Annotated in this window: 15 protein-coding genes; 1 reads left to right on the top strand and 14 read right to left on the bottom strand. The window is 37.7% G+C overall.

Annotated elements, in window-relative coordinates; translation table 11 throughout:
- The first annotated feature begins 169 nt into the window (after positions 1-169).
- Positions 170-589, top strand: coding sequence for a hypothetical protein (locus LOS73_RS07220; protein WP_415636963.1), 420 nt, complete (start codon positions 170-172; stop codon positions 587-589).
- Positions 590-681: 92 nt separating this feature from the next.
- On the opposite strand, the gene LOS73_RS07215 is transcribed toward LOS73_RS07220, so the two are convergent.
- The 14 genes from LOS73_RS07215 to LOS73_RS07150 all read right to left on the bottom strand — a co-directional run bounded on the left by LOS73_RS07215 (position 682) and on the right by LOS73_RS07150 (position 18,324).
- Positions 682-3,315, bottom strand: a complete 2,634-nt coding sequence (locus LOS73_RS07215) for a TonB-dependent receptor domain-containing protein (RefSeq protein WP_007377595.1) — start codon at positions 3,313-3,315, stop codon at positions 682-684.
- A gap of 74 nt (positions 3,316-3,389) precedes the next feature.
- A complete protein-coding gene (locus LOS73_RS07210) occupies positions 3,390-6,185 on the bottom strand; it encodes a hypothetical protein (protein ID WP_033029654.1) in 2,796 nt (931 codons plus the stop codon).
- 305 nt (positions 6,186-6,490) lie between these two features.
- Positions 6,491-7,831, bottom strand: coding sequence for a tetratricopeptide repeat protein (locus LOS73_RS07205; protein ID WP_457934749.1), 1,341 nt, complete (start codon positions 7,829-7,831; stop codon positions 6,491-6,493).
- Positions 7,832-7,882: 51 nt separating this feature from the next.
- Positions 7,883-8,488 carry an energy transducer TonB gene (locus LOS73_RS07200; protein ID WP_457934748.1) on the bottom strand — a complete coding sequence of 202 codons (606 nt, stop codon included), beginning with the start codon at positions 8,486-8,488 and terminating at the stop codon, positions 7,883-7,885.
- Between the two features lie 9 nt (positions 8,489-8,497).
- A complete protein-coding gene (locus LOS73_RS07195; RefSeq protein WP_007377599.1) occupies positions 8,498-8,908 on the bottom strand; it encodes an ExbD/TolR family protein in 411 nt (136 codons plus the stop codon).
- A 51-nt stretch (positions 8,909-8,959) separates the two neighbouring features.
- Positions 8,960-9,487 (bottom strand): MotA/TolQ/ExbB proton channel family protein, encoded by a 528-nt coding sequence (locus LOS73_RS07190; RefSeq protein WP_007377600.1) that lies wholly within the window; start codon positions 9,485-9,487, stop codon positions 8,960-8,962.
- Between the two features lie 3 nt (positions 9,488-9,490).
- Entirely contained in the window at positions 9,491-10,858 is a 1,368-nt protein-coding gene (locus tag LOS73_RS07185) for a MotA/TolQ/ExbB proton channel family protein (protein WP_008139039.1), read from the bottom strand.
- Between the two features lie 10 nt (positions 10,859-10,868).
- Positions 10,869-11,621 (bottom strand): DUF3450 domain-containing protein, encoded by a 753-nt coding sequence (locus tag LOS73_RS07180; protein WP_007377602.1) that lies wholly within the window; start codon positions 11,619-11,621, stop codon positions 10,869-10,871.
- A gap of 231 nt (positions 11,622-11,852) precedes the next feature.
- A complete protein-coding gene (locus tag LOS73_RS07175) occupies positions 11,853-12,467 on the bottom strand; it encodes a DsbA family protein (RefSeq protein WP_457934747.1) in 615 nt (204 codons plus the stop codon).
- Between the two features lie 14 nt (positions 12,468-12,481).
- Positions 12,482-13,564 (bottom strand): GGDEF domain-containing protein, encoded by a 1,083-nt coding sequence (locus LOS73_RS07170; protein ID WP_457934746.1) that lies wholly within the window; start codon positions 13,562-13,564, stop codon positions 12,482-12,484.
- A 932-nt stretch (positions 13,565-14,496) separates the two neighbouring features.
- A complete protein-coding gene (locus LOS73_RS07165; RefSeq protein ID WP_033029662.1) occupies positions 14,497-15,750 on the bottom strand; it encodes a sugar MFS transporter in 1,254 nt (417 codons plus the stop codon).
- 291 nt (positions 15,751-16,041) lie between these two features.
- Complete coding sequence (locus LOS73_RS07160; protein ID WP_007377606.1) at positions 16,042-16,935, bottom strand: substrate-binding periplasmic protein; 894 nt, start codon at positions 16,933-16,935, stop codon at positions 16,042-16,044.
- Positions 16,936-17,299: 364 nt separating this feature from the next.
- Positions 17,300-17,812 (bottom strand): RNA methyltransferase, encoded by a 513-nt coding sequence (locus LOS73_RS07155; RefSeq protein ID WP_457934745.1) that lies wholly within the window; start codon positions 17,810-17,812, stop codon positions 17,300-17,302.
- Positions 17,812-18,324: a YcgN family cysteine cluster protein gene (locus LOS73_RS07150; RefSeq protein WP_007377608.1), complete on the bottom strand. Its 513-nt coding sequence runs from the start codon at positions 18,322-18,324 to the stop codon at positions 17,812-17,814. Before LOS73_RS07150 ends, LOS73_RS07155 begins: the two co-directional genes overlap by 1 nt.
- Between the last annotated feature and the right edge of the window lie 42 nt (positions 18,325-18,366).

Below are 18,366 nucleotides of genomic sequence, written 5' to 3'. Positions count from 1 at the left end.
AAGTAGAACTCAAATTTTTTTCATAGTGTAAAAAATGCAAAGGCATGCAGTGCTTATTTTAAACTTTAATAAAAGCTTAACCTTGTTGAAACTTATATTTACCACGCTTAATAGACACATTGAATAAAGATGTTTTGTGTAATTCTACATTCAACTAAAGGAAAAGATAATGAAGACATTCACTCTTGCTCTACTTACTTTAAGTTCAGTATCACTTAATGTATTTGCAGATACTACGCTTTCAGCAAGCACAGTAACGCTAAAAGAAAATGAAAAAGTATCCTTTGAGCGCGCAGAAATAAATATGGAACAGCAACAAGGTATATTGGTAAATACTGCAACAACCTATTACGCACCACAGGTTTGGATAAATGGGCGCTTAGAGCTGTTTTTTGTGGGTTCTACGAATGGAAATCAATTTTGTGAAGAGCGTGGTCACAATCAAGAAATTTCTGGAAGCACAATTACCTGCGGAGAGGATGAAAGCGCCTACGGAGACTTCGATTGGTATAACCAATCATGGGGGATGAAAAGTACTGGTAGTAAAAACCAATGTTATCAGCTCTATGCAACTATAAAGTGCAAATAGAAAAAATATTGACACAAAAAAGCCCCGTTAAATAACGGGGCTAATCGGTAACTATGGTTATTATAATTCCCTTCCTTGGGCAAAGCTATGCGTTAAAATTGATACTTATACTCAACCGAAAACTCAGTTCCTTTTTCCTTAGAACGAGTTAATACTCCATCCGCTTCAATTTTTTGATCTTGGCCTAAAATATTCAACACTTTAAACTTAATGCTCGAATTGAAATCAGGGAAGTAAGTATAGTTTAAGTCTACAGAATGAAATGGCTGCTCCATCCAATCCTCTTGACCTTCAATACCCGGTATAATGATACGTTCACCAAATACATTATAAATAATTGTCGCAGCATGCTCTCCACTTGGCGCATCGTAGCCTAACTGCATATTTACCACGTATTTAGAGTGTCCGGTTAAACGTCTCTTTGTATTTGTTACAGCAGCTGAAACCCCAGTTTGATCCACAATTGCTTGTCGATCTAACTTTATTTCAGAATCACTTAATGTAACATTACCACTTAAAAAGATATCTTGGCCGATACCACCTAAAAAAGTAAAATCTTTTAGGTAATCAAATTCAATGCCTGCTACATAACCTTCCTCAGCATTCGCTATACGTACTAATGGAGGACCGTCTTGTGAAGGTGATTGCACTGATTCAATAGGGTCAGTCATATCTTTATAAAATAAACCTACTGAAAAGTTTTCACCTGTATCGTAGTAATTTTCCCATCGGAAATCATAGTTTTTGATTTGTGTTGTACGCAGGCCCGGTGTTCCCCCTACTGGATATTCTGTAAGTGGATCGATATATGTTGATTCTGAAATCTCACGTAAATCAGGGCGTACAACTGTTTCACCATAGCTTAAACGATATTGGGTTTCATCATCATAAACATATGTAAATGCTAACGCACCATAAACATCATCTTCTTGAAAAGCTAAATCTGCAAGCTCGTCGTACTCAATTGATGAGTCAAGACCCCCTGTAAATGGATCTAAAGGGACAGACACTTGCCTAAAGTCTTCCCAACGAATACCACCACTTATACGCCATTTATTATTAAAGAAAAAATCTGCTTCAAAATAATAAGCATCCGTTTTTTGAGCCGACCTATAATCATCACCGGAAACAGTCGTATCATTTAAAATAGGTAAATTAAGCTGAGCATTAGCAATCACATCGTCAGATAAAATGCTGTTTAATTTATTGCCATTTAAATCTACACCGCTAAAGGCACGCGTATTAATGTCAAAACGACGATTAGACGCTGAGCGTTCTTTTGATATAAAATCAGCACCTGATTTTAATTCAATATCAACGCCATCAAGCATAATAGGGAACGTGAAGTTAAACCCGTAATTCTCTACTTCATCATTTAAATCTTGATACGTATAGCGTGCTGCCGTTGTTGCATTAGTTAAAGCGATTTCATTTTGAACATCATAATTACCATCTTCGTTTTCATCAGTAACAATAAATCGCGTTGTTAAGTTACCTGGTGCATAACGATTTGAACGACCATTAGAGTATTTCCAATCAAAGCCTGCAAAGTTTAACCAATCAAACGTATGCGTGCCTTTAATCTGATTTACAATTAACTCACGCTCTTCGTAGCTAATATCGTAAGAACGAATGCGTTTGTTATCCGATTGATTGTTGTTCTCATCAATACCTAACCGGTCTCTAACTTTGTCTTCAGTATCACGAAGTATCAGCGAACTAATATCAATACGATGAGACTTATCGTACTCAATACCAAAATTAAACATCCCAGAAAGCTTTACGTTATGCTCACTAGAGGTCACTTTGTCATAACCTCGCGTAAGCGCAGCAGTAGACTCCCCTAGACGGAAATCTTGCCCTTGGTATTCTTCACCTACAAAATATTTATTATCGTAACTTACAGCAGATAAAAACCCATAACGCCAATCACCTGACTCAAAGCTATTACCCAGTGTTACAGTAAATTTAGTATTTGGGTCTAAACTCGTTTCAGTTGGGTCATAATCTCGATTTAAATCAAGTGCTAATGCACGACTTTGCTCAGGTGTAACATCATCAATTGATTGACCTGATTTATAAATAGCTTTAATAGAATCGGGCATTTCACGTGTGCCGTCATCAAAACCATACCAATCATCAGAACCGCCATTGTATTCAAGGCCATCATCAAAATTGTTGCTGTTGTAACCTAACTGACCTGTAACATCAAAAACAAACTGATTCGGAATACTTTTTAATCTTATATCTACATTACCACCACCAAATGAAGCAGGCATTGATGGTGAATAAGATTTTTGTACTGATAAGCTCTCGATTATACCTGCAGGAAATAAATCCAAAGGGATAACTGAACGTGTTGGATCAGGACTTGGCACAGCAGCACTATTTAATTGCGTACTCGAATAGCGCTCGCCTAAACCCCGTACATATATAAACTTACCGTCAACTAATGTAAGACCCGTTACACGGCGCAAAGCGCCCGCAGCATCGCTGTCACCACTACGGGATATTTGCTCTGCTCCCATGATATCGGCAACAAATGCTTGTTGCTTACGCTCTTCAAGTACAGCCGTTGCAGTGCCTTTTAAACGACTAGCACTCACCACAACTTCTTCGAGTACAGCTTCATCATCAACTTCAGCAGCATTAACTGACATGCTTAGACTACATAAAATTGCGGTACTTAAAGCTGATAAACTAAAATGTTTGGAAAATTGTTTCATGTTTACCTCTATCTGATATAAAACAGAAAGTTATAAAAAGGTGTTAAACAAATTTAACACCTGTTCTTACTGTGTTATTCCAGACCTACAGTCCAACCAGCGGTCCAATCATTAGTACTTGAAACTGCACCTATATGGTCAGTAGTATCAAAGAAGCTATCGATTGCCTTTACGTCTGTTGGAACTGTTGTATCTATTGTAAAAATACCATTTACAACATCAGGTTGTCCTGTTGCAACTAGATTACCTAAGGTTGTCGTCCACCAGTTTTGCGTATCAAAAGTAACGCCACTTGGGTCTTTAAAGTTTTCTGAGCAAGCAATAACTGAAGACTTAATCAATAAAGTTCCGTCGTTGGCATTATTCACTGTTTCGCTTTCAGTAAATAACGGGGTTCCAGAGTCATCTTTTGCAATACCTTCAATTTCTAAACACTCACCCATCCCTACTGGACCGGTAACAATAGTGTTATAGATTTGAGCGCCTGTGCCTTCACGGAAATACATACCTTCACTATCATCTTCACCATCAAAGGTATTACCTATGATAGTTAAGTTAGCAATAGTCGGATTTGATTTAGGTAATTTTGACGGTGATTTACCATCGTTATCTGATTCAATACCACGGTTTGCATCCGAATTATCAGCAGCTTGCTTTACAAGTACATGTTGTAATTTACCTTGGAATCCATTATCCCAGTCAATACTGTCATCTTGAATACTTGTAAGCACAACGTATTTTGCTTGAACGTTACCGCCAAAAAACTCTATTCCATCATCTGCATTTTGGTGAACCTGTAAGTATTCAACGGTTGTACCAGAGCCAACACCACCAAAAGTAATACCGTTTATTTCATTACCCGGTGAAAGTAAGTAGCCACCATTCATTACACGAACATAACGCAAAGTACCTGAGTTATCAGTCGTCTCTGTACCACCAAATACCGCTCCACTTTCTACGCCCTCTACTTGAAGAGCACAATCACCAGTATCTGGGCATTTGTTAGACGGGGCATTACCAAGAAGCACTAAACCGCCCCATTGTCCTGCAGCTGTTGCTTCGCCAGCTACATCTTGACTAGATGTAAACGAAATAGGCTTATCTTTTGTGCCGTTAGCTTCTATTTTAGAATCACGACCAACAACTAAATAATCTTTACCGTTTCTACCATAAACGGTAACACCAGGTTCAATTGTCAAAGTAGCAGAGTCTGTTTTATCACCCCCAACGAATACAGCGCCGTCAAGTGCATAAAGGTTACCAGCGGTTAGTGTTAAATCAGCTGTAATACGACCCGATATTTCACACGTTGTCGTTGTGCCATCACCTGGTGAAATTGAAGTTGTTCCTGTAGGGCAACCTGCAACGGCTTCAGGTGCGGTAACAATTCCGCCACCATAACCAAATGCCCAGCCTTCACGCCAATCATCAGAATCATTCAATGCACCCGCAAAATCAACTGTGTCGAAAAATGCGTCAACGGTATTAGCAACATCCTGACCAGCACCTAACAAAGGAGAGCCGGCAATAGGCTGACCATTAACACCTAGCATAGGTTTGTCATTAATAACGTTACCAGATTGCGCCGTAAACCACCCTTCTAACGCTAAAAGTACTGAACCATCTGCACCTTTAGGGTCTTTAAAGTTTTCACCATTAGTACAAGACATAAAAGTGTTTTGCATTAATATAGTGCCATCGTTAGCATTATTTACTGTTTCGCTATCAGAAAATAAAGCCGTGCCATCATCGGCCAATGCAATACCTTCAAGCTCTAAACACTCACCCATTTCATCAGAGCCTGTGATCACTGAGTTGTATAGGTGTAAACCGGTGCCTTCACGTAAGTAAATACCTTCAGCATCGTCTTCACCATTAAAGTTATTACCAACAATGGTTAGATTAGAAATCATAGGCAGCGATTTTGGATCTTTAGAAGGGATTTTACCGTCGTTATCAGCTTCAATTCCTCGGTTTGCATCAGTAGAGTTTTTATCTTGCTCGACATAAACAAACTGCATTTTTCCTTGGAAGCCATTATCCCAGTCAATGCTATCATCATCGATACTTGTTAAAACAACGTGTTTTAAATTAACCGCGCCACCAAAAAATTCAACGCCATCATCTGCATTATTATGAACTTGTAAGTAATCAACTGTTGTACCAGAGCCTACCGCACCAAATGTAATGCCGTTTAACTCATTACCAACAGAAAGTTCAAAACCCGCATTTTTAACGACTACGTATTTAAGAGTACCTGAACTATCAGTGTTATCAGTACCGCCAAACACAGCACCAGACTCAACACCTTCTACTTGAAGTGCACAATCGCCTTCAGCAGGACATTTATTTGAAATACCATTGCCTAATAACACCATACCGCCCCATTGACCTGCAGCAGTTGTTTCACCTAAAACATCTTGCTTAGATGTAAAGATAATTGGGTCGTTTTTAGTTCCTGACGCTTCAATTTTTGAGTCGCGACTAACAACAATGTAATCGCCTCCATTATTACCAAAAACGACAGCGCCTGGCTCAATAGTAAGCGTTGCACTTTCTGCTTTATCTTTACCAACAAAAACAGCGCCATCAAGTGCCCAAATTGCATCAGTTGAAAGTGTTGTATCTTGTGTTATGACACCAGAGAGAACCTGAACAGTAACAGAACGACCTAAGGCAGTAGATACCTCAGTTGATAAACTTTGGCTAAATGTACCGGGTAACTCTTCAGCTGTTGGTGGTGTTGGATTTGTAGGTGAAGTTGGTTGTTCAACCGTTTCTTCAACATTTAGATTTATATCACCGCCACAGCCGGCTAATGTAATTGCAGTAGCCACAAGGCTGACCTTGAATAAGTCAGATAATTTCATTGTTCACTCCGTTAAAGTATTTAATTATTTTGTTAGCGCTTTATTAAACTCAAGTCACCTTAAGGCACTTTTTAATGCATTAAGGTCACTTGAGTTCTTAGCTGCGACTACCTTACGGGAGCTGTATGACAGAGCCGTTACACTTTAATAAACATAAGATGACAAAGTTATTTTCATAAATTTCAAATGGTTAATTAAAAAAACAAAAAAACCGCCAAAAAATAAATTTAAGGCGGTTTGCATAGTGCGATTATGAAATAGCTTGACGTGCATACCTGTTACCAAATAATCACGCTAGTTAAAAGTTAAAGTAACGCTGTTCTGAGTGTTTCTGCATGTACTTTTTCACGCTTCACATATTTGATCCATTGCTGTGCTAAACGCTGTGACTTTTTATGCTTTTGGGCTTGTTCAAACGCTAAAATTGATGCATCAAAATTTTGTAAATTGTACTGCGCCATTCCCAAAGCAACAAAAGCGTTTGATTCAAAATCAAGGTCACCTTTATCAAGCGCTTTACGCGCAGCATCGGCAGCTTCTTCAAACTGCTCAGTATTTACATACACTTCGGCTAAACGTTGGTCGTACTTACCACTTGACGATAAATCAGCCGCCTTAGCAAAATACGTGATTGATTTTTCATCTTCTTTTGCCTGGATCATCGCCTCAGCAACAAAAGCATAATTTTTTGCAGTTTGCTCTGCAATTCCAGCATCTATAGCTTTACTCATAACAGTGGCGGCTTTATACGCTAAGCCATTATATAAATACACCTGAGCCAATTGGCGTAAATCAGATTTAGAGGTTAAAAAACCTTGCTGATACGCGGCTTCAATAACACTAAGCTGTAGCCTTTCTTTCCCTAATTCACCATACATACCCGATAACTGAACCCAGTATTCAGGTTTGTTGTAAAGCTTTACCATACGTTCCAATACATCAACCACTTTATCTGTTTGGTTAAGCGAGTAATACATTGCACGCTGTAAAACTAGCCAATTTTCTTTAGGTGTTTTACCTTCACTATCGCTTAGAGTAATTGCTTGGGTAATATAATTAAGGCCTTGCTTAAAATCTTTTAACTGGTAATAGGTTTGTGCTCGCAATACATAATAACCATCAGTAATCGGTTTAGTATTAATAGCATCCCATTGGTCTAAAAATGCAATCACTTTTTCATAGTCGCTATTAGCCATTGCCAATTGAGCTAAACTGAACGTCGTGCTCACACGCAGTGATTCTGGGATACCTTCCTCAGCAACTACTTTTTCAAACGCTGCAATAGCTTTTGGTAAGTCATTTTCATTGTAATATATGAAACCATAAAAATTATGCATCATCGCAATTTCGTATGAATTCATACTCGATGAGCGCTCATTTATGCTATCAAGTGCTTCAAGTCCTGCCTTAACATCGCCATCATCGGCGAGCTTTTGTGCACGTGCCAGCTGGCTGTATACTTTTTCACGTAAAGCTGGCACACGTTTAGTTTTTTGCTCTTGCGCCGCATTGGCTGTAGCTACATCTACACTAGGTAAAATGCTCAGTGCACTAGGAGTAATAATACTTGTACTTATCGCTGCGGTACAAAACAGTGTTAATTTTAAAAGTTTTGCCACAGGTCGTAATGTTGTCATTGATTTCATAGTCGCCTCGCTTTTCGAACCATTTACTCGTAGGTTTAATTAATCGCTAAATTAACCATTGATCTGGAAAGAAATTTTGTTCTGAACACCCGCAACTTCAACAGCTTCGCCATTAACTACGCGCGGTTTGTATTTAAATTTAAGGGCTGCATCCATTGCAGCTTTATCAAATAGTGACTCAGGCTCTGCTTTTAAAACATGGGGCTCACGCACAGTACCTTGTTTAGTTACAGTGAATTCAACAATAACGTAACCCTCAATACCACGTGACAATGCACGGCGCGGGTAAACTGGAGCCACTTTTACTATCGGTAAATATTCGCCATCACTTGAGTCCAGCGATAAGCCACCTGATAAATTGACATCCGCATCAACATTGGCACCAAAGTCAAAGTTGTTAGCATTTGCATTAGCATCACTACTTTGCATTTGCGGTGACTCCATTGGTGGAGGCGGTTCTTTTGGTGTGGGTGGCTTTTGTGGTTTACGTTCTTTTTTTTGTACGCTTTCTTCTTTTTTAAGCCTTACAAAATCAAGTACGTTCCCTTTAGCGGGTTCACTCATCGCTCCATCGCCGCCAGTTATAAGTGCTTGCATGCCTAAAAAAAGCATGAAAGTCACTACACCAGCTATAATTAATGCTACTAAATAACGCATTGCTAACCCTTATGCTTCTTGAGCTGCAATCGACACATCAAACACACCTGCGGCACGTGCTGCATCCATTACCTTTATCAATGTATCTGTTGTAGATTTTTTGTCTGCCTGAATTACAACACTGCCTTGAGGATTTTCAGCTTTTAAACGCTCAATGTTTGCTTGAACAGCTCGTATATCAATTTGACGTTTATTGATCCAAATCTCACCTTTGTCTGAAATAGCCACTAATATGTTTGCACGTTCCTTTTTTACAGCTGTTGCAGCTTCTGGACGATTTACATCAATACCAGCTTCTTTAACAAACGATGCTGTCACAATAAAGAAAATAAGCATTATAAAAACAACATCTAACATAGGTGTCATGTTTATTTCTTCTGCTTCATCTTCTTGCATTAAATTACCTAAAGGGGCTCTCATTTTTTATTCTCCTAGGATAAGCGAACTTGTAAGGCGCTTATCAAAATTTATTTAATGGTCTAACACCATGCTGTCTTCAAGAAGCTCTACTTCGCGCTTAGCTTTACGTTGTAAGTACGTTGAGGCAAACACTCCTGATAACGCACCTACCATACCTGCCATTGTTGGAATAGTTGCTTTAGATACACCTGACGCCATTGAGCGAGCACTACCGGTACCTGTAATTGCCATAACATCAAATACTTCTATCATTCCGGTTACCGTCCCTAATAAACCGAGTAGCGGGCATAACGCCACCATCACATTAATTAAAGGCAAATTGGTATTAAGGCGCATACTTGCTCGCGAGATCATAGCTTGACGTATTTGTTCAGCATTCCAGCTATTACGCTCATCACGAATAGTCCATGTGCTTTTAACACCTTTTTTATAACTGCGAAAACCATTGAAAAAGTAAATAAATCGCTCGAGTATCAATAACCACATCGCGAAGATTAACACCCCGATGACCAACAGGACTTGGCCACCGGTGTCGAGAAAATCACGGATAGCATTGATTGAATCAATCAATAGCACCATGGTTTATGCTCCCTTCTCGCTTCGCTCTGCGATAATACCTGCGCTCTGCTCTTGTAAAATAAGCAGTAACCCTTTTGAACGTGTATTAAGCAGCGTATATATGAACACAGTAGGAATCGCGACAACTAAACCTAGGACCGTTGTTACTAGAGCTTGTGAAATACCACCCGCCATGAGTTTTGGGTCGCCTGTGCCAAATAAAGTAATTGCTTGGAAAGTATTAATCATACCGGTTACCGTACCTAATAAACCCAATAACGGTGCAACAACAGAGATGATTTTAATGAGAGTAAGGTTACGTGTTATTTTTGGCATTTCACGTAGAATAGCTTCGCTTAATTTTAGTTCAAGCGTGTCGTAGGCCACATTTGGATAGTCGTCTTTTACTTTCATAACACGACCCAGAGGATTGTCATCTCGCGCTACATTATCTTTTAGCTGACGACGAATTTTGCCACCAACAAGTAATAAAGATACAAAGCGTTCTATCGCAATCAACAGTGCAAGTAAACCTACACCTAAAATAACATAACCAACCGCACCACCTTGGTGTACTTGCTCGGCAGTATCTGGGGCTTGTACTAATAAACCTAAAATTGAACCGCCTGTTGGGTCAAGTGCAAACTGAACTGCACCACTTTTAGCATTTTGTAGATCACTCGCTGTTGCGGTAAAACGTGAAACAGGCTGACGAGTAAGTTCACTTAACGTGTTTGTACCTGGATTGTACTCTAAGTATTTACCATTTGAGATTAAATTAAATGCACCAACACGAAGTACTTCTTGCTCAGCCTTGTTACCACCTTCGACTATGACGGTGGTATTAAAGCGACTTACTTTGCCCTGCTCAGTCATTTCACGTTGTAATTCGTACCATACTTTTTCAATATCTTCGATTGATGCAAGTTTAGACGTCGACCCCATTTTTTGTGCTAACTCATCCATAAATGCGCTGCGACCAGGGATTTGCGCCGATACGACAGATGTCGCAAATTTATTACTCGAATCACCAGCAACCTGCTGTAATACACCAAATAGTTCTTTAAGTGAGCCCATACGCTTTGATAAGGTATCCGTTAAATTGGCTAATTTAACTTCATTTTCTTCAAACTGCGTTTCCAGTCGCTCTGACTCAACAAGCATTTGATTACGTTTTGCTTGTGTGTTTTTTAACATTTGCACTTGTTCATTTTGACGCGTTGCAAACGCTTGCTCTCGTTGTTGGTTTTGTACGCTTTGGGCTGATTTCCCCTCTTCTAACGTTTTAAGTAATGAATCAAGGTTCATTGGCTCAGCGGCTAAACTCGAACCGGTAAAGCTAAGGCTTGCAACGAATAAAGCCATTTTTGTCATTTGAGTAAACAATTTCATTTTCAACCTCTTATTCTGCTGCATGTACTGGCAGAGTTAGCATATCTGGGGCAAGTTGTTTACGCGCTATGCGCAAACCTTTGTTAATTTGACTTATTGTCGAATCAGGCAGTGCTGCAAACGATTTCGTTTCTATATTCCAGCTACCTGCTTGTTTGCCATCACGTGTTAAGTAAATAAGTTCTAAACGGCCTATGCGTAAGAAATCAACTTCACGTTCTTTGCCACTAACTTCTAACAAAGCGGTGTACGCTTCGATTGTACGGCCGTAATCAACTTCTACTTGGTACGCTTCGAGAACACGACGAAACTTTTCGCTTGAAGTAATATCAGCACGATCCATCATCGTTTTTAAAGACGTTAAACGTTTTGCACGTTCATCTTGTAAAAATGGCACATCAAGAGATATGAACTGTTCAAGACCAGTGATCATGCGCATCATTAAAGGTGTTATTTGACGTTCAATAATCGAAACCTGATCCATTGATAAATTCAATGATTCCATTTCTTCGATTTGATTATTTAATTGCTTAGTTAGCTGAGAGTTGTAAACAGCTAAGCCGTCAATTTCTTTATTTAGGGTTTTAAATTGCTGTAAACGTCCCTGCATTGAATCTGCAATCTTGTCTATTTTTGTTTGTGATTGCGCAGCGGATATATTAATTTCACTGCTTTTATCAATAACCTTATTTAAATCGTTTGCCTGTACTGCTGCACTTGCGGCCACAATACCAGCTAAGATTAATGGTTTAACGCCTTTCATCGCATACACCTTCACTCGTTAATTAGCAGATTTGCTAGTTTATTTTTCAAGGCCAAAAACTTTGTTAGACAAATAGTTTATGGCTTGAGATTTCCAATGAGCAGAAGTTTATAGATAAAACATGACAGGGATGTTGCGCAAAAAAGTCTATTTTATGACAGTTGAAATAATTAAGACTTAAAAGGAAGGAGTGAGCATTTATTGAGCAAACACTCACAATAAAGAGATAAATTAATCTAACAGTTTAATAATTTGATTATACGTGTGGCGCCAGTCTTTATAATTAATCTCAATTGAATACAGCTTATCCTCACGAAGAAATACTAAAGATGGGAATCCATGAATAGGTAAACTCCGTGTATATTGTAATTCAACTTTGAGTTCATAATTAACTTCATCCGATAGTAAAGCGACGGTAAATTCATTTTTATTTAAACCTATTTGTTCAGCTAAACAAATTAAAACACTATCATCTGACGGGTTTTGTGCATTTAAATAATAAGCATGTTGAATTGCTTCAATCATTTCACTTTCTTTATTTTTTTTTCGTGCAATTAATGCAGCTCTACATGCTGGGTATGTTGAACGTCTTGGTTGGTTTTTCTTCCAAAAATCGAAATTAAATTGTGTGCCTAATTCGCTCTCTATTTTATGCCATATACTTTCAAGCCGCTCTTTCATATTTTGCGTCATTGCAGTTTGGCTATCAGGGGCTAAACCACCTACTTTATATTCAACCGTCAGTTTATTTTCAAGCTCAGCTTTTAATTTAAGCCAGGTTGGTGTGTAGCCCCAACACCAGCTGCACATTGGGTCATGGATATAAATAAGTTTACATTGGTTCATATTAATCCTTAATCTTATGTAGAAACAACCTTGTTACGACCAAGCGCTTTGGCGTTATAAAGATACTCATCAGCTTGTTTTAGAGCACTATTATAATCGCCTACTTTATCAACTTGTACCACACCAATACTACAGGTAAGTGATATTTGTAGCTTATCTTCAGCTAGTAGCACTTGTGCTGCTACGTGTTCACGAAAACGGTTAGCAATATCAACAGCATTTGCACTTGTTTCTTTTGGTAAAATAACAACAAATTCTTCACCGCCGTACCGTGCTTTTACTGCTGATGTAGGAAATTGTGATTCGAGTATTTTGGTAAATTCAATTAACACAATATCACCAAAGTCATGGCCGTACGTATCGTTAAGTCGTTTAAAATGATCTAAATCCAGTAATAATAATGAAAATGGAAGGTATTCATTCGGTCGACTATCAACAAGCTTTAAAAAATGAGAAGTAATAAAGCGTCTGTTAGCAATCCCTGTAAGTTGATCGGTATAAGCATCTTGTTTTTGTTCCAGTGTAATATCAGCAATAGCCATATGACTTCGATACCTAAAAAACTCACCAATAAATGAGAATATGTACACTAAGGTAAACGATGCTATAAATCGTGTTTTTTCAATATCACCATACACAACTTGACCGAAATTTGGACCATATAAAATGGCGATACAACACAGTAATAAAGTTAAACCTAGCCATGTGCCCAGTCTTACACCTAGAGAAGAAAAGGTAACAACAGGATAAAACATGAGCCAATACAATGCAGTATTTTCTTTTCCTCCAGTATAAGTAAGGACAATACACAATATAAAAACAATACTCATACAAATTAATGCGACAGTTTCTAATTTCCCAGTTTTTATAAAGTAAAACATACTACAAATAATGGTTACATTAACTGCAATTAATGCACTTGTTAATATTGGTGAGTAAACATCATAATTCAAAAAAATTAGAATGCTAATAACAACAATAGATATAGCAATCATAGTGAATAAAGAAAACGCTTGACGTTGTTTGTCAGAGCTATAAACACTGTCAATGTTAATTAAGTTTAGCCAGCTTTGTTTGTTAGAAATTTTATTCACCATTATTTTATTGCTTTAAATACTTTATGAGAGTTGTTAAATGCCTTGTATTTCAATAAGAATACGTCGACAAGGAGGGTTTTCACTCGTCATCATACTGGTATAAAGTAAAGCGAAAGCCACTTTTAATTTTTCTTCAACTTATTTATACGTATAGCCTATCAAAAATAAAACCGCTTCATCATTTAGTAAAAATAACTGACTAAATTTATTCACATACATGTAATTAATCGAATACGGCTAAAATACGAAAGCTTAAATGCATAACGCTGCAATAGTCACCTTGCTATAAAGTTCAGGCTTAGCGGACATAATGCATTATTCTTATATTCGTTAGCCTGTTAATTTTAGCAAAATTTAGAAAGTTTTCTTACTTAATAACCCCTGTAAGCTGCGATTTCATTAAAAATAAGAGTAAAGGACTAACTGACAGAACGTGGATTTTCTGTGTGATGAGTTAAACATAAAATTGGAACGTTCTATAAAGTAACGGCTTGTTTAGTAATTGAATACGTATTCAATCACTAAAAACATTGTGCATTAAGGGATGAATGTACGCTAACTAAATAAGGCTTAATCATTGCAGAGGAGTATTTACTATGGTCGGCTTATTTTCAGGCAGACCTATGTGGTGTCGTTATTTCCCGTAAATAACCGAGAATACAGTGTAAACGTCAAACATGCGCAGCGCGGTAATTAAATTTACTCGTTAGAGCAACTTTCGAATTGTAAAAGTTAGTAAGCCCAAACAAAATCTTCAATCGCCTTTTATAAAGGCAACAAGCTGAGCTAGTTTACTTGTACCAATCTGCATAGGTATTTGGACAACTTAACAAATTAAATTACCCCGTATCTAAGCAGATTGGTATTATTTAAACCAAATATGATAAAAGCTTAAACTTATAAAATTAAAAAGATTAAGTACAACGGCTCAATCACCATTTTTTCGCTAGTTTAACTACGTTCAAACCGTACCAAGCAATAAATACATAACACAACATTGGGACAAAGAAACTAGCTTGTATATTAACCGTGTCAGCAAAGTACCCTTGTATCAGAGGGATCAACGCACCACCGACAATTGCAAGGCATAACCAACCAGATCCTTTACTCGTTAATGAGCCTAATCGTTCTATTGCAACAGAAAAGATGGTTGGAAACATAATAGAATTAAATAAACCAACTGCTAATACTGAATATAATGCAATGTCGCCGTCGCTAAATATTGTTATCAATAATAAAACAATGACACTGCATGCATTAAAAGCAATAGCTTTAGATGGTGCAATTTTTTGTAAAAGTGCAGAACCAATAAAGCGACCGACCATGGCACCTCCCCAGTAATAACTAATGAGTTTAGCTGCTGAGTGTTCTTCAAGACCTGCAATATGTGCCTCGCCAAAGTAATTAACTAAGAAGCTTCCTATAGCGACCTCTCCTCCTACATAACAAAATATAGCTAACACACCCATTGTTAAATGAGGCGCTTGAGTTAGTGAGCGAGTTTGAGTTTGTTGATCGTTATTGTCTTTATGCGCTTCTATTTCTGGTAATTTAATAAAGGCAAAAATAATAGCAATTGACAACAGAGCTGCTGCTAGCAGTAAATAAGGAATTTTCACTGATTCTGCAGAACCTGCTGAAACAGCAAGGCTACCTGCAGCGCCAAAAAACAATAACCCACCAACATAAGGACCAACGGTGGTACCTAATGCATTAAGTGCTTGTGCTAAGTTTAAGCGCGACGATGCTGTTTTTTCAGGACCAAGAGCTGCCACATAAGGGTTTGCAGATACCTGTAAAACTGTAATACCTGAAGCAAGGACAAATAGCGCACTTAAAAAAAGCCAATATTCATGCACAACCACAGCAGGATAAAATAACATGCACCCAATCGATGCCACAACTAAGCCTGTTAAAATACCTTTTTTATAGCCTAGTTGTTTAACTAAAATTCCAGCGGGTAACGATACAATAAAATAAGCACCAAAAAAGCAAAATTGCACAAGCATTGCTTCAAAGTAGCTTAAATCAAATACGCTCTTTAAGCGGGGTATTAGTACATCATTTAATACCGTTATAAAACCCCATAAAAAAAATAGGGTTGTCATTGCAGTCAGCGGAAACAGATAATTTTTCTTTTGCTGTTCGTTGACCGAAAATGATTGTTTTGTATTTATTTCACTCACGTCGTTTTCACTCCATTAACAAATTGAAAACGATTTTACATGTTTATTTGTAAATAATACGCCACCCACTAGGAACGTTCCACTACAGCGTTTATTGTAACTAACCTAAACTCTGGTCAAGAGATTTACTAATGTATTGAATCATGATTAAATTTATTTTCTCTAACCGGAGATTTTCAGTGGAAACAAGGTGAATTTACGCGTCAATAGCTGACCTATTGCAGTAACCGAATGCAGACAGCGCTGAAAATAGCTGCTCGAGATAGATTTATTATTCACAGTTTAGGTTAACTAGTATCCACACTCAGAATTAAGGCTATCAATTAAACGTTGAGTTTCGCCGCTATTATTAAATTTATATAATCCCTTATTAATATCCTCCAAAACACCAAGCCAATTATGACTCAATTTACTTATTGCAAAATACAGAGGGTTATTTTGTAGTGGGATACTTTCTTCTTCGATTGAATTTAATAAAAATTGTTTTTGTGAATGACTTAGCGATGAGTATTGAACTGAAAACTTTAACACTGTCGGATCGCCAATAATTAAATCAACTCTTTTCGCCACTAATAGCTGAACAAGCTGTAAGTCATCAACTGAGTGCATTATTTGAAATTCATTATTGTCCATCATTGCATCAAACTCTGGCGTATTTTGATAGCCACGGACCACACCAATCCGTTGACCTTTGAGTGATTTCAAATTGCCAGAAAAGCGGTCAGCCTCATGCTTTCTTTTTAGAAACGCAATTTCGCCCCCTTTAAATGAATTTGATAAACCTAATAAGTCGCTGCGAGTTTTTCCTAATACATAATCAGAAGGTGCTGTGTCTTCAATAAAATATTCAGGCATTAAAATATCTGCTTTGCCTAACTCAACATTTCTTACCGCTCGTGCCCAAGGTAAAAATTCAATATGGACGCTATAACCTTGACTATTAAGTAGTGAAACTGCAAATTGGTACACCCACCCTTTATTGCATAATTTATCACCAATGTACGGGGGCCAATCTAATGTCGCAATATGAAGCGTTTGTTTACTGTTATTTGCTTTATAGAGCGTCCCTGATTTATAAGGTTCACCGTGCAGCATAATATTATTACCGCTACTTTGATAAGTAATCGGTATTTCAGCAGCCGTCTCCGCAGTAAAGATCAAAAGGAGGATAAACAAAAATCGCATGGCATACCTATTAAAAAAATAGTATTAATAGCAATAAGTGTAGGAGAAAATTTAGCCTTGTGTGTTTATATTCTCTTTAATTAGCCTAATTAAAAAGTTAATAATGTTAAACACGACTTTACTTAATACTTACCAGCTTACTTAAATCATCGAAGCCAACTTCTACGCAAGTGAGAGCAAGCAAGTGTAATTCGTTTACTCTATGTCCGAATCTTTTAAGTACAAATATATTAACTGCGGAATACTGAATTAGGGTTATCATTTTTAAATAGGCAAAAACAACACCAACCTATTTAGATGAGAAAAGCTTAAATCGCCAATAAATTCAATAGCTTACAATGATTTACGCAAGAGGAAAGATGAGCTAAGATTTCACCCATATCATTTTATTGTTGGTATCACGTGAGCTTATAATTGTTGTATCGCTGCTCTCAACGCCGCCTAATTTAGCTAAGCGGTCGTACAAAACTACATTACAGGTTGCCGCTAAATTCATACAGCCAATAGTTGGAATATACACAACTTCATCACACCACTTTAGAACGTCTTTTGATACAGAGCCATCTTCGGGGCCAAATACATAAAATGCATTTTCAGGATGCTTAAACTCAGGTAAAGGTGTTGCACCTTCAATAAGCTCAATAACAACAACGGTTGCGCCCTCTGGTTTTACCGTCTCTAAACTGTCGGTTTCAGTTAAAGGGATACGTTCAACCACATTTTTTGTATCGGTATGAAACTTTTTAGCGTTTAAGTAACGATTACCTGTAAAAAACACTTGTTTGGCGTCGTAACAACCTGCTGCACGCAATACACCGCCAACATTAGTCGGGCTTTTAGGATTGATTAAACCAATTACGGCTTGTTGCTTACTCATTAATTTACGTCCTTTGTTGGCCACTCTGCAATGTACAAATCAAAGTCGTCGAGCTTAACATCACAATCTTTAACTGTTTTGTCTTTTACAGAAATACCTAACTCATGCATACTCGTTTTATCGCCATTATTTAATAACGGGTGCCAAGAAGCCAAACCACGACCTTCGTGTAAACGACGGTAACTGCAGCTTTGTGGCATAAAAAAGATGTCTTTAAGGTTTTCTTTTGTGAGTTTTACACAAGAAGGAACAAGCGTTTGGCGGTTTTCGTATTCGCTACAACCACAGGTGTTGTTATCGAGATACTGACATACAATATTGGTAAATATTAATTGCTCACCTTCGCGTAACTGATCGGTGGCAGTAAATTCGTCTTCATCTTCGCTATCAATAAACGTATTTAAACAACATTTTCCGCATCCATCACAAATGGCTTCCCATTCGTTTTGACTCATGTCGCTTAAGCTTTTTTTAAGCCAAAATTGTGTATTTGCTAATTGTTGATCAAACATAGTTTACTCGTGCCCCCTAAAGAGCGCGCATTCTACCGTATT

The sequence above is a fragment of the Pseudoalteromonas sp. SCSIO 43210 genome (assembly GCF_054133285.1).
Note: the sequence above shows the minus strand (reverse complement) of the source record. Positions and strands in the feature narration are given on the sequence as shown.